This window comes from Methylobacterium amylolyticum, from assembly GCF_030700245.1.
Taxonomy (GTDB): Bacteria; Pseudomonadota; Alphaproteobacteria; order Rhizobiales; family Beijerinckiaceae; genus Methylobacterium.
The window spans coordinates 68,014-87,227 of sequence record NZ_JAUYZI010000011.1 but is presented as its reverse complement, the minus strand read 5'-3'; the positions used below and the strand labels follow the sequence as shown (position 1 = coordinate 87,227).

General features: G+C 73.7%; 16 protein-coding genes. 2 read left to right on the top strand and 14 right to left on the bottom strand.

What is annotated here, in order from left to right; all coding sequences use genetic code 11:
* Positions 1 to 52 precede the first annotated feature (52 nt).
* The gene (locus Q8W71_RS10385) at positions 53 to 1,120 is read left to right on the top strand and encodes an AraC family transcriptional regulator (protein ID WP_305525285.1); all 1,068 of its coding nucleotides are present in this window, start codon (positions 53 to 55) and stop codon (positions 1,118 to 1,120) included.
* A 48-nt stretch (positions 1,121 to 1,168) separates the two neighbouring features.
* Here the strand turns inward: Q8W71_RS10385 and Q8W71_RS10380 are convergent, their stop codons facing one another.
* Positions 1,169 to 2,023 carry a sulfite exporter TauE/SafE family protein gene (locus tag Q8W71_RS10380; RefSeq protein ID WP_305525284.1) on the bottom strand — a complete coding sequence of 285 codons (855 nt, stop codon included), beginning with the start codon at positions 2,021 to 2,023 and terminating at the stop codon, positions 1,169 to 1,171.
* A gap of 274 nt (positions 2,024 to 2,297) precedes the next feature.
* Here Q8W71_RS10380 and Q8W71_RS10375 point away from each other — a divergent pair, with 274 nt between their 5' ends.
* The gene (locus tag Q8W71_RS10375) at positions 2,298 to 2,501 is read left to right on the top strand and encodes a hypothetical protein (protein WP_305525283.1); all 204 of its coding nucleotides are present in this window, start codon (positions 2,298 to 2,300) and stop codon (positions 2,499 to 2,501) included.
* Between the two features lie 31 nt (positions 2,502 to 2,532).
* Here Q8W71_RS10375 and Q8W71_RS10370 read toward each other — a convergent pair whose 3' ends face one another.
* The 13 genes from Q8W71_RS10370 to bcsA form a co-directional block, all read right to left on the bottom strand.
* Complete coding sequence (locus Q8W71_RS10370; RefSeq protein WP_305525282.1) at positions 2,533 to 3,522, bottom strand: hypothetical protein; 990 nt, start codon at positions 3,520 to 3,522, stop codon at positions 2,533 to 2,535.
* Between the two features lie 202 nt (positions 3,523 to 3,724).
* Positions 3,725 to 3,928: a CsbD family protein gene (locus Q8W71_RS10365; protein ID WP_305525281.1), complete on the bottom strand. Its 204-nt coding sequence runs from the start codon at positions 3,926 to 3,928 to the stop codon at positions 3,725 to 3,727.
* Positions 3,929 to 4,014: 86 nt separating this feature from the next.
* Positions 4,015 to 4,935: a PhnA-like protein gene (locus Q8W71_RS10360; protein ID WP_305525280.1), complete on the bottom strand. Its 921-nt coding sequence runs from the start codon at positions 4,933 to 4,935 to the stop codon at positions 4,015 to 4,017.
* Between the two features lie 45 nt (positions 4,936 to 4,980).
* Positions 4,981 to 5,316, bottom strand: a complete 336-nt coding sequence (locus tag Q8W71_RS10355) for a CsbD family protein (RefSeq protein WP_305525279.1) — start codon at positions 5,314 to 5,316, stop codon at positions 4,981 to 4,983.
* A 321-nt stretch (positions 5,317 to 5,637) separates the two neighbouring features.
* Complete coding sequence (locus tag Q8W71_RS10350; RefSeq protein ID WP_305525278.1) at positions 5,638 to 7,098, bottom strand: helix-turn-helix transcriptional regulator; 1,461 nt, start codon at positions 7,096 to 7,098, stop codon at positions 5,638 to 5,640.
* 294 nt (positions 7,099 to 7,392) lie between these two features.
* Positions 7,393 to 7,905, bottom strand: coding sequence for a hypothetical protein (locus tag Q8W71_RS10345; protein ID WP_305525277.1), 513 nt, complete (start codon positions 7,903 to 7,905; stop codon positions 7,393 to 7,395).
* 284 nt (positions 7,906 to 8,189) lie between these two features.
* Positions 8,190 to 8,453, bottom strand: coding sequence for a hypothetical protein (locus Q8W71_RS10340; protein WP_305524144.1), 264 nt, complete (start codon positions 8,451 to 8,453; stop codon positions 8,190 to 8,192).
* 230 nt (positions 8,454 to 8,683) lie between these two features.
* Positions 8,684 to 10,159, bottom strand: a complete 1,476-nt coding sequence (locus Q8W71_RS10335) for a response regulator (RefSeq protein WP_305525276.1) — start codon at positions 10,157 to 10,159, stop codon at positions 8,684 to 8,686.
* A gap of 19 nt (positions 10,160 to 10,178) precedes the next feature.
* Positions 10,179 to 11,219, bottom strand: coding sequence for a cellulose biosynthesis protein BcsN (gene bcsN / locus Q8W71_RS10330; RefSeq protein WP_305525275.1), 1,041 nt, complete (start codon positions 11,217 to 11,219; stop codon positions 10,179 to 10,181).
* Entirely contained in the window at positions 11,216 to 13,096 is a 1,881-nt protein-coding gene (locus Q8W71_RS10325; protein ID WP_305525274.1) for a hypothetical protein, read from the bottom strand. Before Q8W71_RS10325 ends, bcsN begins: the two co-directional genes overlap by 4 nt.
* Positions 13,081 to 14,178: a glycosyl hydrolase family 8 gene (locus tag Q8W71_RS10320; protein ID WP_305525273.1), complete on the bottom strand. Its 1,098-nt coding sequence runs from the start codon at positions 14,176 to 14,178 to the stop codon at positions 13,081 to 13,083. The genes Q8W71_RS10325 and Q8W71_RS10320 overlap by 16 nt, the downstream gene beginning before the upstream one ends.
* On the bottom strand, positions 14,175 to 16,511 hold the full coding sequence (locus Q8W71_RS10315; protein WP_305525272.1) for a cellulose biosynthesis cyclic di-GMP-binding regulatory protein BcsB: 2,337 nt from the start codon (positions 16,509 to 16,511) through the stop codon (positions 14,175 to 14,177). The genes Q8W71_RS10320 and Q8W71_RS10315 overlap by 4 nt, the downstream gene beginning before the upstream one ends.
* Before the next feature lie 9 nt (positions 16,512 to 16,520).
* A complete protein-coding gene (gene bcsA, locus Q8W71_RS10310; protein WP_305525271.1) occupies positions 16,521 to 19,214 on the bottom strand; it encodes a UDP-forming cellulose synthase catalytic subunit in 2,694 nt (897 codons plus the stop codon).

The window sequence follows — 19,214 nt, the reverse complement described above, 5'->3', positions numbered from 1 at the left end:
GGTGCCGTGGCAGAGCTGCTAACGAGAGTTGCGGCGAAGGGGGCGCACCGCAATGACCGCATCTGTCACCGTGCTTGACGCTTTTGACACCTTCAGGACCGCCGTCGAGGGGCGCCGCCAGGAGGACCGCGGTACGATCTCGATGCGCCTGCTCCGGGAGGCACTTCTCGACATCGCCCGCCTTCGGGGCATGCCGGTCGAGCTCCTGCGTCGGAACGGCGTCTCGCTGGCCGACCTCGCCGACGACGACGGCCGTATCTCGGTCGAGCAATATGCCGCCATCTGGCTCGCGACCGCCGAGGAGACGGGTGACGAGTTCTTCTGCATGAACCCCCGGCCGATGCGGGCGGGGAGTTTCGCATTCGTCAGCAGGGCCGCCCTCAACTGTCAGACCTTGCGGGAGGCCGTCCACCTCGCGCTCAATTTTTTCTCCCTCATGCTCGACGGGATGAACGGCCGGCTCATCGAGGAGGACGGTGTCGCCTACCTGACGCTGTCGAAATCGAGCGTCTCCCAGCGGCCCTTCAGCTATTTCGCCTATTGGCTCATCATCCACGGCCTGATGTGTTTCCTCGTCAGGCAGAGAATACCCGTGCTGGCCATCGATGTCGTGCCGGCGGCTCCCGATTTCTGCGCGGATTACCGGGTCCTCTTCTCGGACGAGATCCGATTCTCCCAGGCTGAGAACCGCCTCATCGTGGCGAGCCACGCGCTGGACCGACCGGTCCGGGCGACCAAGGCCGACCGCGACGCCTTCCTCCAGCGTGCCCCAGCCAACATCCTCGTCAAGTATCGCAACGACGCCGGCACGGTCGCGAAAGTCAAGTATCTGCTGCGCTCGCTCAATCCCGACGACTGGCCGGATTTCGACGAGGTCGCGCGCCGCTTCGAATTGTCGGCTTCGACCTTGCGTCGCCGCATCGAGGCCGAAGGCCAGTCGTTTCAGGAGATCAAGGACATCGTCCGCAAGGAGATCGCCGTGCATCTCCTGCGCACGACGAATCTGAGCTTGACCGCGGTTGCCGAGTCTGCCGGTTTCTCTGAGGCCAGCTCGTTCTTTCGCGCGTTCCGAAAGTGGACTGGCGTGAATCCCGGCGCTTATCGTTGCCAGATCAAGTAAGTGATTTCTTATAATACATTCATATTATGGACAGGCCTATCACGCTGCTCACGCGATCAGGCTCAGCAGGAAGCGAACGCAGACGATGAGGAGGAACACGCCGAACGCGATCTCCAGGCGGCGCTTGGGCATCGCGTGAGCCGCCCGGGCGCCGATCGGAGCCGCCCAGATGCTTGTCGGCACGAACAGCACGAATCCGAGCAGCGACACGTATCCGAGGGCGAGCGGCGCCTGCAGGGCCGCAACGTCCGGATAGGCCCCCGCGACCGGCCAGCCCGCGTAGATGTATCCGAGCGTGCCCGGGATCGAGATCAGGAGGCCGAGGCCGGACGACGTCGCCACGGCCTGGTGGATCGGACGCCCGTAGAACGTCATGATGAGGTTCGACAACTGGCCGCCGCCGATCCCCATCAGCGCGGACAGGATGCCGATCACGAAGCCGTAGAGCCGCATGACGGCGCGGCCCGGGAGCTCGGTGCCGAACCTCCAGGTGTCCCGCCCGAACAGCAGCCGCACGGCCGATACGCCGGCGACGCCGACGAAGACGATCTTGAAGAGATCGGCCGGGGCATAGCGCGCGATGAGGCTGCCCGCCACGACGCCCAGAACGACGGGAACGGCCCATTGCCGCACGACCTGGAGGTCCGCCGCTCCCCGCGCGCGGTGGGCGTTGAACGAGCGGATCGACGTGGGAATGATGATGGCCAGGGAGGTCCCGATGCAGAGCGGCATACGGGGTTCCTCCGGAACCCCGATGACCCGGAACAGCTCGTAGAGGACGGGGACGATCAGGGCGCCGCCGCCGACGCCGAACACGCCAGCGAGGAAGCCCGTGAGTGCCCCGGCGCCGAGAAGCGAGACCGCGAGCAGGGACAGCTCGACGGCTGAGATATCGTTGAGCATGAAATTTCGGGCCATCGGGGAAGGACCGCCTTCTTAAGTGCCGCGGCCATGGGCTGGAAGTCGGGTCCGACGCCCGGCGTTTCGGTTCGGGCGGGATGGCAAGCGAGCGCGGCTCGAACGCGCGCCCACGACGGCCGTCACGTCTGATCGACATCGGTCGTCGAGGCGGCTCGCGAGCGCGGTCCCCGTCGAGTCTGGCCGGGAACTTGCCCGGCCGCGGCCGGTTTACGGCCAAGGTTGGGGATGTGGCCAGGAGACGCGGATGTTGAGCTGATTGCGCGCCGCCACAGCGCGGATGCAGACCGATGCCGGCGCGCGCCGGGACGCCAAGCACGCGGCCGACGCGCACGCCTTCTTCAGCCGGCACGTCGCCGAGATGCCGCCGGTCGCGCCGATCGCATCGGCCAACGACGACCCGCTGGCCGGGGTGACCGTGTCCGTGGAGCGCGCGCTGCGCGCCGCCGGTCACCTGCGCTGAGGATCGCCGCAGCACGCGCCGCGCGAGAGCCCTACCAATCGCTCAGGGCTGCGCGCTTCCACCGGTTCGGCGCGACGCAGCGATACTCGAACCGCTCGTCCCAGGCGCGCTCGCCCGCGGTGCACGGGGCGGTGGCCGAGGCCGGGACGTGCGGGACCTCCTCGATCACCCGGCCGAGACGGACGGCGCCGTCGTCGCCGAGCCGCAGCATCGCGCCCCCCGGCGTCATGTAGGTCAGCGCCCCGTCCCGGTAGAACAGGAACCGCCCGAAGCCGCCGTCGGGCGTGCCGTCGAGGGCGAGGGACTGGCCCGGCGCGAGCAGGACGGCGGCGCCTGAGAACACCCCGCCTGCGAGGTCGAGACCGATGCCGAACAGCGCACCCACGTTCGCCGTCGAGAATGCCCGGTCGACCGTGACGCCCGGCGTGCCGGAGACCATGTAGCCGTAACCCACGTGGCTGCCCGGCTGGCCGCCGACCGCGGCGTGCACGGCGACCCGCTGGCGGTTCGCATCGGTGCCGACCGCGCCGCCGACGTTGATCTCCGCCCCGACGCAGGCCGAGACGGGATCGGGCTTGCCCACCGTGTCGACGCAGTTGAAGTTGCCGGCCCAGGAGGGAGATGTCGGCTCGCCCGTGTCGGTCGGGTCGCGCCACATCGTGGCGTTCAGGGCGACGTTCTGCGCGCCCGTTGAGAGATGAGCGGTGTTGTGGCTCTCGAAGGTGCCGCACCACTCGTAGCCCTTGTTCTGCGCGTTGGTCGTGCAGGTGGCGTAGAGCGCGTTGTAGGTCCAGCCGGGATTGCCGGAGCCGGTGCCGATCCGGCGCTCGACCCGCAGCGTCTGCGCCGGATCCCAGGCGGGCGGCGCGTTGTACAGGAAGACGTGCCCGTTCTCGATGCCGGGGATGCCGGAATTGGCGACGCTGTTGCTGTAGCCCGGCGGGAGGGTGAACTGCTGGGCCAGGGCGGGGGCGGCTTCGAGAAGGACGAGCGTCGCCGCTGCGAGAAGGGACCGGACCATCGGATCTCCTGATCGTGTGCACGGCGCTACCATCGGCGCTGTGCCGCGATCCTCCAAGCGGTCGCCGCGGGACCCGTGCGCGGCCTCCGGGGTGCCCCGCCGTCGGCGGCCGGCCCTTCGCCGAGCGCAGCAGCGATGGGAAACGCCCGCGCCGCGTCCGGGCTCGGGTGGCACCGGTCCGACCGGTGCCACCCCGCCACGCTCAGCGCTTGCCGGTGATCTTGTCGGCGATGGTCTTGGCGCCGTCCTTGACGTCGCCGACCGTCTTCTGCGCCTCGCCCTTCAGCTCCTGCGCCTTGCCCTCGGCCACGAGCCGGTCGTTGCCGGTGGCCTTGCCGACGCCCTGCTTGACGTTGCCCGCGGCCTCGTTCGCCAGGCCCTTGATCTTGTCGGTGGTGCTGCTCATCGCGTGCTCTCCTTCTCAGGGTTGTGGGGACCGGCTCGGCCGGTCGGTGGGCGGCCCCGCCCGCGGGCGGGGCCGATCGGCGGAATTCAGAAGCGGCGATCCTCGTAGGCACCGATCAGGGTCGCAGGCTTGGGGGCGCCGAAGCGGCCGCCGAGGAAGGCGGCGAGCGCGCCGAGGACCAGCGCCAGGGCGGCGTAGAACGCGCCCTGGGTCGCGGCCGACTTCGCCGTCACGGCGGCGGCCTCGGCCTTCTGCTTGGCGGTGGCGACCGCCTGCTCGTACTGCTTCTCGTAGTCCTGCACCTGCTGGCGGGCCTGATCGGCGGGGATGCCCTGCGCCTTGGCGAGCGCGTCCGCCGCGCGGGCTTCGGCCTGCTGCTTCTGGGCGGCATCGCCGGTCAGCACGGCCTTGACCGCCGCCACCGCCGCGTCGCGGGCGGCCTGCGGGTCCTGGCCGGCGGCCTGCTCGCGGACCTTCTGCTCGATGCCGTCGAGCGGGTTCGAGATCTTCGACAGCGAGGGCGCGGCGGCCTGGGCCGCGGTCTGCACCGTGCCGCCGACGAGGTTGCCCGCGCCGCCGAGCGCGCCCGCGACGGTGCCCAGGGTGCCGCCGACGAGGCCGCCGACCGCGGAGGTGAGCAGGTAGAGCACGACGAGCGTGGTCACCGCCCAGGAGACCAGCCCGTGCAGGCCGGCCGCGCCCGGCAGCGTCTTGCCCGAGAGCCGGCCCGCGATGAGGCCGCCGACCAGCGAGGCGACGAGCCCCGAGATCACGAACCACAGCCCCGCGCCGAGCGACAGGGTCGAGGCGGCCGGGTTGTCGGCGGCGTTGGCGCCGACCGAGGACAGCCCGACGCCCACGCCGACGAGGTTCAGGACGACCTGCGCCACCAGGGCGGTGACGGCACCGGCGAAGATGGCGCCCCAGGAGACTTGGTTGAGTAGGACGGCGCGCGTGTCGGCATGCGCCTCGGTCGCCAGCGGTGCGGCGGTCTGGATGGTGGTCACGCGTGTACTCCGAGTGGTTCGGTCGTCGAGAGGATGAGCGCCGGTTCAGCGGCGGCGGGCGTTGACGAGCAGGCCGAGGCCGAAGCCCACGAGGCCCGCCACCAGCAGCGAGGCGTGGGGCCACTCGATGGAGCGCTCGTGGCCCTCCCGCAGGTAGCGGCGTCCCTGGTCGTAGGCGTCCTCGGCCACCTCGTAGGCCTCGTCGGCCGCGTGCCGGGCCGCGTCCTTGGCGTGACCGTAGAGGTTCTCGGCCTGCCCCACGGCCTCGCGGACGCGGCCCTCGACCGAGTCGCTCTTCGAGCCGGTGAGGTCGCCGACCGCGCCCTGCACCTTGCCGCCCAGCTCCCTGGCCGCGCCGGTGATCCTGTCGGTGTCGATCATGTCGGTCTCCGTGTCGTGTGGTGGGTGAGACGGCGCCCCCGGAGGCTGCGCCGATCGGCGTCGGTCGCGCGGCCCGGTCACCCTCCGTGATCCGGTTCCGCGCCTCCGGCCCTCGGCTCCGGCCCGGGCCTCATCCCGGTGCCTGCCGACGGCGTTCTTCGCCGGGCCCTCGCGAGGCCCGGCGGATGTCGGTGTCCCTTCCTCGATCCGGCACGCCTCGGTCCCGGACGCCGCGCCGGACGTGGCAAGCCCTCGGGCCGACCCGCAGATGTGCCCTCTGCGAACCTGTTCAATGGTACGAATGTACCGGTAGATCGGGTCTCAACTACCGGCAGCCCGCGCCGGAAAGCCGTTCTCGCGTCCCCAGAGGATCACCTCCGCGCGCTTGTGCAGCCCGAGCTTGCGGTAGAGCGCGGCCCCGTGGTTGCGCACCGTGTTGCGCGACAGGCCGAGCTTGCGTGCGATGGCGTCGTCCTCCAGGCCCGAGCAGATCAGGTTGAGGATCTGGCGCTCGCGCACCGTCAGGTCGGGCACCGAGCCGTTCGCCCCCTCGCGGCCCGGCCGGCGCAGACCGGCGAGCTTCTCGATCAAGCCGCGGCTGAACCAGGAGGTGTCGGCCATCACCGTCTCGATGGCGTCGAACAGCTCCCGCTCGGTGTGCTTGCGCGCGGTGATGTCCTGAAGCACCAGCAGCACGAGCCCCGCCTCGTCGAGGCTCACGCGCTCGGCCGAGACGAGGCAGTCGAGGTTCGCCCCGCTCTCGTGCCGCAGGCAGACCTCGACGCCGGGCACGCAGCCGTGCCGGCCCAGCGCCGCCTCGAAGGACGCGCGCTGGGCTTCGGTCACCCACAGGCCCGCCTCGGCGAGCGTGCGCCCGACGATCCCGTCCTCGCCCAGGCCGAAGACCCGGGTGAAGGCCGCGTTGATGCCCGTGACCTGGAGATTCTCCGCCCGCGCCAGCACGGTCGGCACCGGTGTCATCCGGAACGCCCGGGCGAAGCGCTCCTCGCTCTGGCGCAGGGCGGCCTCCGCCTTCTTGCGCAGTTCGAGGTCGGCGAAGGTGAACAGCATGCAGGGCTCATCGCCCATCTCGATCGGCTGGCCCGCGACGATGACGAAGCGGCTGCCCCCGTCCGGCAGGTCGAGGCAGGCCTCCATCTGCGGGATGGTGCCGCCCCCGTGCAGGCGGGAGACCGCGAGATCGCGGTCGCGGGCGCCCGCCAGCACGTCGACCTCGTAGACGCTGCGGCCGATCACGGCCTCGCGGGTGTGGCCGGTCATCTCCAGGAAGCCGGCATTGACCTTGACGTGGCGCAGGTCGGCGAGCCGCGTGATGACGGCGGGCGCCGGGTTGGCGTTGAAGGTCTTCTCGAAGCGCTCCTCGGCCTCGAACCGAGCGGAGACGTCCCTGAGCACCAGGGCGAGGCAGCTCGGGCGCCCGTCCCGGTCGGTGGCGACGAGGCTGCGCAGCGAGTGGACGAACGTGCTGTCGGGATCGTCCGTCCGCCGCACCTCGACGACGACGTCGTTGACGGTCTCCCCGGCGGCGACCCGCTCGATCGGATAGCTCTCGAGGGCGTGATTGTTGCGATAGCGCAGGGCGAAGCGCGCGCGGTACGCATCGACCGTGGACCCGATCTCGTCCAGACTGGCGGCCCCGTGCATCGCCAGAGCGGCCGCGTTGGCGTAGGTGATCGTCTGGTCGGGCTCGACCAGGATCACGCCCTCGCTCAGGCCGGCGATGATCTGCCTCAGCTCATGCCTGTCGACACCCGCCGTCACGGTCCGCCCGTCTCCTCGCCGATCTCGGCTGCCGGTGCGGCAGCGGGCGAGGAACGGGTTGCGCGCAATCGGGTTCCCGAACCGACGTCGTTATTTCTGGTATAGCCGTATCACTGATGGGATCCGCGGCTATCGGAACGCATCCTCGCCACACGGGACACGTCCTCGCCGCACCCGCCGTTCGTGAGGTCCGACGTCGCGCCGACGACCGGACGGCCAAGCCCGATCGACTTTCTTCCCAACGTGCTCGCCCAGAGCGACCCGCCGCGCGCGACCGGCGGGGGCACCGGCGGCCTAGCGCGGGCCGCCGCCGCGACGCATCGCGATTTCCTGGCCCTCGCTGTCCGTCGCTCCGGACGGCGCCAGGGTCTCGTTCGGGATCGGGCGCATGCCCTCGTGCGCCGTGCGCGAGGCCGGCCGGCCGGCGGCCGGGTCTCCGGCCCCCTGCTTCAGGGCGAGCGCCCGGCGCGCATGGCCGACCAAGCTGCCCCGGACCCGCGCGACCCTGCGACGCTCGCTCTCCTTGCTGACCCGTTTCACGGCCGCCGCGAGCACCGCCGCCTTCCGCCGCGTGCCCGTGTCGTCGGCGGCTGCCCGCGCGCCGGACGGGGCGGCCTTGCCGCGGATCTCGCGCCGCTGGCGACGCGACACGTCGCGGGCGCGGTCCCGCCGCTCGCGAAGGCGCGCCACCAGATCGGCCAAGCCCTTGTCGTCGGCGTCACGCAGGGTCGGATGGTGCGACCGGGCGACGAGTTCGGCTTCGTCGGCGCTGAGGAGGCGGGCTTCCTGGCGGCTGGATACGGACACGGGCGCTCCTGTGTGAGATTCGAGGGGATGGATGGTTCCGGCGGACCCGACGCGTCCTGAACGGCATCGTCGCGTCGACGGCGGCCGCAACGCGACGGGCTGGGAGAGCGGCCCGGTCAGGCCCGGGCCGCCGGCGGTGGCGGCGGCACCGGCCGGCGAGGGATCGCGTGGGCGGTTACGGCCCCAGCAGCACGCTGGCGGAGCCGATCACCGCGACCGAGATACCGACCGCCAGGGCGGCGATCATCGCGTAGGAGAGGCTTTTCAGCTTCACGGTGCTCGCCTCAGCAGCGGTTGCCGCCCGCCGTCTGGCCGTACTGCTGGACCGGGAAGTTCTGCTGGCGGGCGTTGCCCTCGGCGGCCGAACTCATCGGGCAGGTGACCGGGTTGCGGTCGTAGAGCCCCAGGGGAGCGTCGAACGAGCCGGTGGTCTCGACGTCGTAGGGGCCGTAGCCCGTCCAGGCGGGACCGGTGAAGGCCATGGCGGACGAGATCGGAGCGACGCCAAGGACGAGAGCGGTGACGACGGCGGCGATACGGGTCTTCATGGTCTGGTTCAGGCTCCTTTCCGCAGTACAGGCCGGGTGTTCCAGCCTATTTCCTCCTGCGTGACCTTGATATGGGAGCCGTGAGCCCGGCGTGACGTGACATCGCGCACGCGACGAGCGGGATTAAAGATCGGAGGCGGCGGCCTGCGATTCCGCGCGGGCAGCCCGCCGGTGCGGCGCTTGAGGAGCTTGCCGCCGCCCCGGCTCGTCGCGGATGGGAGTCCCGCCGGTCACGCGGCCGAATGATGGCCGGGCTGTCGAGCGCGCACCGGCGCGCGCGGTCGCGATCCGACCGCCGCGACGGCGTCGAGCACCTCCTGTACGGCGCCTCTCGCCCGGAGCAGCGCCTCCGCCTCGTCCCGGCCCTGCGAGACGGCGGTCTGGAGATCGCGGCAGGCCGTCGACAGGCGCGCGAAGCCCAGGTTTCCGGCCGCGGCGATCAGGGCGTGCGCCTCGTGCGCGATGCTGGTCCTCGGCGCTTCTCTCGGAAACGCCTGGCCGAGGCGGGTCAGAAGGTCGTCGCGCAGGCGCGCGAGTTCGGCCTCGCCGATCAGGTCTCGCAGGGCATCGACCCGCCGGTGATCGACGATCGGATCGTCCGGCGATCGATCCGGCGCGGCGTCCAGACCCGTTCGCGGCGCAGGGTCGGGGATGGGTGAGGGCTGCCGTTCGAGGGCGGCGCGCGGGTCCGGATCGGGCGCGGCCCGCGCTGCGCCGGTCGCGGCGCGGATCCCGGCCTCGGTCAGGCGCACGCTCACGCCGTCGGGCGAGGCACCGCAGACGGCCAGCCCGGTCTCGGCGAGCCTGAGCACGGCCGACATCGTCGCGGCGCGCGACAAGCCCATCTCCGCCATCATCGCGGAGGGATCGGCACAGGCGGTGAGCGAGAGGGCCCGGTCGCCGACATGGAGGAAGGTCAGCAGCCGGGTGGCGGGATCGTCGGATTCCCGGATCGCCGCCGGGATCGACGCGCGGCGGGCGGCGAAGGTGCGGCAGAGTTCGGCCAGACGGTTCCAGGCCTCGGCATCGTCGACGCGGAACGCGCCGTCGCAGACGCCGCGCAGGCGCCCGTCCAGATCGATGGCGGGGAGGAAGCGTCCCGGGCCGGCGGTCCGCAGCGCCCGCAACCCGTCCAACCCCTCGGGTGCGGCGATCAGGATGAGGTCGGCGGTCTCCGCGCTGCCCAGTTCGAACGCCTCGCCCACGGCCGCCGCGACCTCCGGCCCGGGATCCGGGCAGAGCACGGCGCGGGGCCGTCCCGAGAGGCCGCGGCGGCGCCAGAGCGTGTCGGCCGCGTGTCCAGCCGCGGCCGGCTCGACGGCCGGAGCGGATCCCTCCGGGCCGGTCAATCGGTCGAGCGTCGCGTAGAGAAGGGCCGGATCCAGCGGCTTGACGAGGATCGCGTCGAACAGCGCGTCCGCGCCCCGGCGCGACGCGAGCCCGTGCCGATCGGCGGTGATGCCCACGAGCTTCAACCGGGCCTTCGCGCCGACGATCTCGCGCATCAGCCGCGCAAGGGCGAACCCGTCCATCTCGGGCAGATGATAGTCGATCAGCGCGATCCCGTGGCGGCGCTCGCTCAGCAGGCGCAGCCCGAGGAAGCCGTCCCCGGCCACGTCGACGGCGTAACCGCGCGCTGCGCACAGGGCGCGGATCAGCTCCTGCGAGCCGGGATCGTCTTCGACGAGGAGGATGTCGTCGCCCATGTGATCCTCAGGTGAACCCTCAGGGTCGGCCCGGCGGCCGCGGGGGCGGGCCGCGCAGGGCCTCGGGCGGCAGGTCGGCGGACAGGGTGGCCGTCTGCGGCGCGGGCGCCGGGCCGGCCGCGGAGCCCCGCGCGGTGGCCGCGCCGTACGACGCGTCGCGGGCGGCTTCCGGTCGGAGGAGCGGAGCCTCGGCGACGCCGAGATAGCGGCGGCCCGCCCCCGACTGCGCCGCGGCGGGTGCCTCGACGGCCGCGGTGCGGGCGGGAGCGGCGTCGTGCTCCGCGTCGCGGGTTCGCTGCCGTGGCCGCGCTGCCGCCGCGTGCGCGTGGCCGCGCCGCCGCGTCGCGGAGGCGGGCTGCGCGGGTCGGGTGTCGGCGACCGGCGTGCCGCCGTAGCGCGGCACCAGGGTGAGCCGGTTCACGGCGGCGGCCATCGCCTCGAGGGTCATGTCGTCGCGGCAGAGGCGCACGCGCAGCGACAGCGGCCCGGCGGCCCGGTCCGCCGGGTCGAGGACCGGCGCGTCCGCGATCCATTGCCACGCGTAGAGGCAGCGGGCACCGGACGGCGCGCGGCCGATGGCGAGGCCGTAGGGGCCGTAGGCGTTCGCCGCGGAGCGGGTGACGACCTGCATCGGCGTGTCGGGGAAGGCCGCGGCGAGCTCGGCCCGGATGCCGGCCTCGGTCGGCCGCCCGCCGAGCATCATCCCGTCCACGGCCGGGCCGAGGGCGGCCGACGCGGTCCGGGACATGCGCAGCAGGACGAGATTCTCCCGGGTCGCTCCCCGCGGCGCGGGGGGCAGCGTCACGACCTGCTCGAAGGCGTCGGGCTCGTCGCGCTCGCGCAGGCGCAGCGGCCGTCCGATCCAGTCGGGCAGGACCGCCACCGGCGTGGCGGCCCGAGCCGGGGGCACCGCCGCGGGCCTGCCCCCGTCGAAGGCCGCGTCCAGGCTGGCGTAGCGCGGCGCGAGTGGGGATGTCCGCGCGGATTCGCGCGCGGTGCAGGCGCCCAGGGCGAGGCCCGCGAGGGCGAGAGCGAGGATGTTCGGGGTCGGGAGCGTCACGGGTTGATCTCTCGCACGGTCTGGTTACGCACAGCTTGCGCTGTGATCGCGCCCGTGGTCGTCGGCGCGCCCGCTCGCGGATCGGTGATCGGCTCGGCGGGGGAGCGGGCGGACGCGGTGGTGCCGGAGCGCTCCTCGGCCCACAGCGTCCCGGCCGGTGCCGGCGCCTCGGCGGCGGTCGGGGCGCGGGCGACGTCCGTCCCGTCCCAGGCCGGCAGCAGCGAGAACCCGTAGCGCTCGTAGGGCATCGGTCCCACGCCCGGCACGCGCCGGGCCACGGTCGGGGCCGAGCCGCGTCGGCGCTCGGAGAAGCGCGGCTCGGGCACCGGAGAGCCGGTCGGCGCCGCACGCACGTCGTTCTCCGGGGTGACGGCGATGGGGAAATCGCTGCGCCGGATCGACGGCATCGCGGCCACGCGGCCGGACGCGATCTCGTCCGGCTGCGGCACGCGCCCGCGCTTGCCCGAACCCCCCTGCCCGCCCGGCGGCGCGAGGTCGAGATAGCCGGACGGCGCCGCGGCCGGCGCCGCGGGACGGCGCGGCGCGGCCTCGCACGGCATCGGGCGGTCTTCCGCCGGCTTGAACAGGAGGTCCACGACCTTCGGGAACAGCCCGTCGTAGCGGTTCACCGTTTCGAGGAACGCCCGCTCCTGGTGCATCCGACGCTGCGACAAGGCGTAGCCGTACACCGTCGCCTCCTTGGGAAACCACGCCACCGCGCGGCGGAACCAGCTCAGCGCCGCGTCGAACTGGCAGGCGTTGTAGGCGTACCAGCCCAGCGCCTGCGCGCCCTCGCCGGAGGCCGAGGCCAGGGTCACCTCGGCGTAGCGCTTCAGCCGCTCGGGCTCGATCGCGGGCGGGATCTCCTTCGTCAGGTCGGTCTCCAGGAGATCGATGAACAGGAGCGTGTTGTTCACCAGCGGCTCGCGCCACGCGTAGGCCACCTCCTCCGCGTCGCGCCGGAAGCCCATGAGGCGCAGGGTGTGGGCGAGCCCGTGGGCCACCATCGCGTCGCCGCCGCGGGTCATCGCCCGCTTGAACCACGCGAGCGCGGCCGGCAGCTCGCGCTGCTTGAAGGCGAGCCACGCGACGAGCGCGGGCTGGTCGGGATCCTGGGCCGTCTCGGCGTAGGCCTCGAACGCCGCGCGGTCGCCGGCCGAGACCGACTGTCCGGCCTCGTCGTGCAGCACGGCGCTGATCCGGCCGCGGGCGAGATCGACCCGGATCGGGTCGAGATCCGCCGCCGGCCCGAGGGCCGCGAGCCGGTCGATGTCGGCCATCGGCAGGAAACGCAGGGCGCGCAGCAGGCTGACCCGGCGCTCCTCCGGCCCGAAGCGCCCGCCCGACAGGGCCGCGTGCAGGAGCGCGTAGGCCTCCGGCTGCCGCTCGGTGCGGCCGAACGCCTCCGCTGCGGCCCAGACCAGCTCGGGCTCGGCCGCCTCGAACGCGGCGCGCCGCCGGGTGGCGAGGTCGGCGAGCTCCGGCCAGCGCCCGGCCTTCATCAGGGGCAGGCAGGCCTCGCGCAGCGCGTTCGCGTCCAGCGCCTGGCCGAGCGCCGGGGACGGCTTCCAGCCCGGCTCGGCCGCGGCCCGCGCGGCGAGCGCCGCCCGCAGGTCCGCGTCGCGTCGGGCCGCGAGCAGGTCCCAGAACGCGTCCTCGTCCTCGCCGCCGGCCTGCGCGGTCCAGAGGTCGGCGGGCGGAGTCCAGCCCGGGAAGCGCGTTCGCAGGCGGGCGGCCTCCGCCTCGACCCGCTCCCTCTGGTTCTGGCTCGCGTAGTAGCGCAGCGCCGTCTCGTCGGGGCGCGTGCCGGGCTCGGCGGCGCAGGCGATCGTACCGAGCGCGACGAGCGCGACGGAGGCGGTCAGCGCGGCGCGCATGCGGGGTGCCTCGAACGCAGGGACGCCAGCGCCAGCAGATGGAGGGTCGCCGGGTAGTAGTTGTCGCTCTCGGGCCGCGCCCGGGTCAGGGCGGCGGGGAAGGCGGTGCCGCCCTGCGCGCACGCTGCCAGCGCGGGGATCGTGCCGTACCCGGTCTCGGACAGCCGGGCGGTCTCGCGCCCGGTGCCGGTGTCGACCAGCGTGAGGCCGGCGCCGGGCTGCCGCCAGAGGGCGAGGAACGGCGCGTAGAGGTCCGCGTCGCGGATGCCCGCCATCGCGAGGTAGAGCGGGATGCGCAGGGCGTTGTAGCCGAACTCGGCCGGGAAGCCGTCGGCCGGCCTCGGCGCGGGCTCCGCGAGCGAGACCCACTCCACCGGCAGCCGGCCCGCGCCGAAGCGGGCCTGCGCGATCAGGCGGCGCCCGTTGCGGCTCAGGCCCGCCCAGTCGAATTCCGGCGCGAGGAGCGGCACCCGTTCGAAGGCGGGGAAGATCCAGTAGGACAGGTTGACCACCGGCCCGTCCGGGCGATCCTCGGCGGAGAAGCCCCGCACCGCGGGCAGGAAGACCGGTCCGTGGGCGGCCTTGGGCAGGATCAGCTTGCGCCCGAGTTCCACCGCGATGCGGCGGCCCGCGACGCGGTGCGAGGGGTCGTGCCAGGCGTCGGCGGCCTCGGCCAGCGCCCAGGCGACGAGGAGGTCGCCGTCGGAGGCGTCGTTCATGTCGGCGACGCCCGGGCGCTTGTCCGGCTCCCAGCGCCACGCGAGGAGCTGGTCGTCGCGGACCATCAGGTTGGCGCGCGTCCAGGTCCAGATCCGCTCGAAGACCGGGCGGTCGTTGGCCGCCACGGCGAGCAGCATGCCGTAGCCCTGGCCTTCGCTGTGGCTGATGCCGCCGTTGCCGGTATCGACGACGCGGCCCTGCTCGGTCACGAAGCGGGTCTTGTAGGCGGTCCACGCCGCGGGGTCGTCGAGCGCGCCGACGAGGGGCGGGGCGGCCGGCGCGCGGGACGGTTGGGCGGCGGCCGGCGTCAGCAGGATCGCGATCCCGGCCAGGATCGCGAGGACGGGTCCGAGCAGGGTCATTGCGGTTTCCGTCCGAGATTGCGCACCAGGACCTGCGTCGAGCCGGCGAGGCCCCCGGCCACCAGCAGGCCGAACAGGCCGTAGAGACCGGCGTGCAGGGAGAGCCAGCCCGCGGCGATCCGGCGGAGGTTGCCGGGCGCGGGCGGCGCCGTGGCGATGTAGCGCGGGGCGTTCTCCGCCTCGACGGCAACCGTCCCGTCGACGGACGAGAGCGCCGCCAGCCGCCCCGCCGGCCGCCGCCAGACCCGCGGGTCGGCGAGGCAGTCGACGGCCTCGCGCAAGGCCGCCGCGCTCGGGGCCGTCACCAGGGTGAGGAGGTCGTCCCGGCCCGGGCCGGTCACGCCCTGCGCGATGACGGCCGAGGCCGCCTTCAGGGTCGGCCCGCCGCCGGCCTTGTCCGCCTCGGCGACGGGCTCCGCCCCGGCGAGGTTGCGGCCCCGGCAGGCGGCGATGCCGTCCTTGCGCAGGATGCGGCGGCGCTGGGCCGGGCCGCCGTCGCGCGGCGCCGCACCCGGCTCGCGGGAGGCCCAGGCGTCGTGCAGGGCCTGCGGATCGATGTGGGCCGCCGCGAGCGTGGCCGCGTCCAGGGGCTTGGCCGCCGAGACCACGAGGCTCGGTCCCGCGAGGCCTGATCCGGCGACGCCGGCGCTCGCGAAGACGGTGCGGCCGGCCGCGAAGGCGAAGGGGATCGGCCGGCCGGCGGCGAGCCCGAGCTTGGCGGCCAGCGTCGCGGCGGCCGCCATGGTGTCGCGGTCGGGCGACGGGACGACGAGGGTCGGCCGCCGGGCACTCGCGGCGTAGGGGACGGCCGCGGCGACGGTGGCGGCGATCTCGGGTTGGCGCCCGATGCGGGCGAGCGGCGGGATGGTCAGGCGGGTCGTCGCGGCGAGATGCAGGCGCTCGGTCGGCGTGCCCGCCTCGGACGCGCAGGCGCGGTCGTCGGCGCGGGGCAGCTCGGCCTGGATCGCGATGCGATTGAGGCCGGGGCGGAGCAGGCCGAGCGGCAGGAAGATCGAGCGCCGGTTCATCGCCTCGCCGCCGGGCCGGCCGAGCGGGGCGCTCGCGGCGTTGCGCCCGTTGATCTCGACGACGATCTGCGCCCCCTGGACGAGGCCCGCCGGATAGGCGGCGTCGACGTCGAGGACGATCCGGTCGTAGTCGGCCGGCAGGAAGTCGTGCGGCAGGTCGAGGTCCAGGGCGATGCGGTGCGTGCGCGCCGCGACGTGCGCGTCGGCCAGGCCCAGATCGGCCAGCGTGATCGTCTCCCCGCCCTCGACCCGGCGGCCGCGCGCGTCGGCCAGCGCCCGCAGCCCGGCGGGCGCGCCGACCGGCTCGGCCGCCCGGAGCCGCGCGAGGTCGGCGAGCGCGGCCGCCACCTCCGCATCGTCCCGGCCGGTTACGACCAGCACCGGCCGGTGCTCGGCCGTGCGCGGCAGGAGGGCGAGGCGGGGTCCGGTGATCGGGCCGAGTTCCGCCGGATCGACGTGCCCCGTCAGGTCGGCCGCGCTGCCGACCGCGAGGGCGAGCCCGTCGCCGGCCTCGGCCGTGGGGCCGAAATCGGCGGCGGGCTGCGCGAAGCGCCCGACGAGCACGGCGGACTGGAGCGCCCCGAGGATGCGCTCGACGCCGCGCTCGCTCAGGCGCTCGCCGGTCTGGATCAGGCGGACCGGCACGGCGCCGTCGAAGCCGCCGCGAATCGCGGGCAGGTCGGCCGGGTCGGCGGGCTCCTCGGCGCCCGACAGCAGGCCCGTCGTGTCGGCGTCGATCTGCGTCCAGAGCTCGTAGGTCGCGGCCACCGAGCAGTCGACGCGGTGGCGCTGGGCGACCGCCAGGTCGATGCGGTTGTAGCCCCGGACGAGCGCCCCCGGGGGGACGTCGAAGCCGACCGTGCGCGCGCCCCGCACCCCGTCGATCGGCGCGCCGCCGAGGGTCGCGCCGTTGAGGCCGACGCTGAGGCGCGAGGCCTCGGGCAGGATCGAGACGGCGGCGAGATAGCCGACCTGGAAGCGTCCGCCGGCCCGCGCTTCGGCCTCCGTGGCGTAGAAGGCGAAGGTGAGGGAGCCGTTCTCGCCCCAGAGGCGCAGGGGGGCGGCACCCGCGGGCAGGCGCCGCAGCCTGGGGCCGCGGTCCTGGACGGGCGCCGAGCGGGCCGCGGCCGGAACCGCGGCGACCTCCGGCAGCGGTGCCCGTGCGCCCGGCTGCGGAAGCACGAACACCGGCGCGGGCCCGAGCCCCGAGAAGGTCTGCGCCAGGGCGTCGGCGGCGCAGAGGGCGTCCCCCGCGACGCAGGCGAGGAATCCGGCGGTGAGCGCCGGTCTGAGGCGGTTGCGCATCGGGATCCCTCAGGCGGCGGATCGGTCGAGGCCGGACTCGGCCGCGCCGCGGGCGAACGCCCTGAAATCGGGGCCGCGCACGAGGTCGAGCCGGGCCGGCTCGGCGTGCTCGGAGCCGGCGAGCGCCATGATCCCGGCGAGCCACGTCGCCGGATCCAGGCGATCGCGGTCGGCAGCCTGCTCCGCCGCGGCGAGCGCGGCGACGGCGTCCGCCCAGGCGGCCCGGGTCAGGGGCAGGCGCGTCGGGTCCTCGGGAGCCTCGGACCGGGCCGGCCGCGGCATCGCGTCCCGAAGGCCCGGTAGGACAGCCGGCGCGATGGTCCGCGCTACCGGCTCGTCGGCGGCGGGCGCCGGGACGTTGGCGGCGACCCTGCCCGCGGGCGCGGCGAGGGCCGGAGCCCGGCCGGTCGAGACCGCGACCAAGGCCGACGGGGCGGCTGCCGCGCGCGCGATGGTCGCGGCCGGCGCGGCCTCGATCACCGTCTCCGCGCCGGACCGGTGCAGGCCGCGCGCGACGTAAGCGAGGGCGCGGACCGGCTCGGTGATCCCCCAGGCGAGGAGGCGCAGGCTGCCCGACAGCAGATCCTTGTGCCGCCGCCGCCCGTCGAGGAACGCCCGCAGCGGGGCCGCGTCGCCGTACATGAGCTCGGCCAGCCCGCGGTAGGCGGCCGGATGGGGCAGCTCGAACGCGACGTCGCGGGTGTCGCCCGCGGCGTCGGCCCGCATCCGGAACGCCAGGGGCGCGAAGGTGCCGCCCGGGATCGACAGCGCGCCGGCCGAGCCGGCGGCCACCGAGACGGGCCACGCGGAACCGTCGGCGCGGCGCAGGCTGCATCCGTCGGCGGCCGAACGCTCGACGACGACCGCGAAGCTCTCGCCGCCGACGGAGGCCACGCCGTCCCGCCTGACCGGCAGGCTCGGGCAGCGCTCGGTCTGACGGCGCTCGGCCACGACGCCCAGCGCGGCGCCTGCGATGACGAGGTTGAACAGGCACCACAGGCCGACGATCAGCATCAGGCCGGTGACGCCGGGCTCGAACAGGTAACGCCACGCCGCGGTGGCGCAGCCGGCGGCCAGCGCGCCGAAGATCGCGAAGTACGGCCACGCCAGGGGCGAGAGGTGGTCGCGATCCAGGCTCACGCCCTTGTCGGTGACGTTGAACTTGGGTTTGCGCGGCGAGACCAGCACGGAGGCGATCGCCTTGGCGAGGTAGACGCCCTGCACGTACTCGTAGAGTTCCGAGATCCAGGGCCAGCGCACGCGGCCGTACAGGTAGTTCTGCATCATCATGTTGGCGACGATGTAGGTCGCCGTGAAGGCCAGCGCCTCGTCGATGGAGGAAACGAAGATCTTCACATCGAAGAAGATGTGCAGCAACGGCGCGAGCATGAACATCAGGCGCGGCAGCGGGAAGAACCAGAAGGTCATGCTGGAGAGGTAACAGAGCCGCTGGATCGGCCTGAGACCGCGCTTCAGCAGCGGGTTCTTCAGGAGCATGATCTGGAACATGCCCTGGCACCAGCGGGTGCGCTGGCCGATGAAGTCCGCGAACGTCCCGGGCTGGAGCCCGGCGATGAGCGGCTGGTCGATGTAGGCGCTCGACCAGCCGCGCGCGTGCAGTTCGAAGGCGGTCTCGCAATCCTCGGTGATGGTGATGCCGGAGAACCCGCCGACCTCGTCCAGCGCCGCGCGGCGCAGGAGCGCGGCCGAGCCGCAGAAGAACGAGCCGTTCCACTTGTCGAGGCCGGCCTGGGTGACGCCGTAGAACATCTCGTTCTCGGAGGGCATCCGCGCGAAGGTGCGCAGGTTCCGCTCGACCGGATCCGGGTTCAGGAACACGTGCGGCGTCTGCACGAGGAACAGCTTGGGGTCGGTCGAGAACAGGCCGACCGTCTCGCGCAGGAACGGGCGGAACGGCGCGTGGTCGGCGTCGAGCACGAGGACGATCTCGGCGCGCGACGCCTTCAGACCGTTGTTGAGGTTGCCGGCCTTGGCGTGCTCGTTGCGCGCCCGGGTGAGGTAGCGCGCGCCGAGCTGAGCGCACAGGGCCTGGAGCTCGGCGCGGCGGGCCCGGGCGGCGGCGGCCCTGGCCGGATCGGGGTCGGCGCATTTCTGGTCCGTGCCGCCGTCGTCGAGGAGCCAGACCGTGACGCGGTCGGCCGGGTAGTCGAGGTTCCTGGCGGCCGCGACCGTCAGGCTGAGGATCTCGGCGGATTCGTTGTAGCTCGGGATGAAGACGTCGACCGTCGGCAGGTCCGCCTCCGGCAGCGCCGGGGCGGCGGCGCGCGTCAGCGGGTCGGCGCTGACGATCAGGCTGACGGTGAGGATCAGCACGCAGTAGAGTTCGGCCATCGCCAGCACGAGGCCGAGCGCGAAGCCGACCGGGTCGTCGAGGCTCGGCAGCGTTCCCGTGAACCGCCAGTAGACGTAGCGGATCACCACGAGGCTCCCGAGCGCCAGGAAGGCCATCCGCGGCAGGCCGCGGTGCGGGAACAGGAGCCACAGGACCAGCATGCCGGCGCCGGCGGTGCCGCAGAGCGCGAGCTGCGCCGACGTGCTCAGCGGCTGGGCCAGGAAGCCCAGGGCGAGCAGGGCGCAGGCGGTCCAGCACGCCCAGATCAGGCCGAGCGCCGCGCGACCGGCGCGCCGACGCGGCGTCGCGGCCGCCCGCGGGACGGCTTCGGAGGCTGGCGCGGCGGCCAT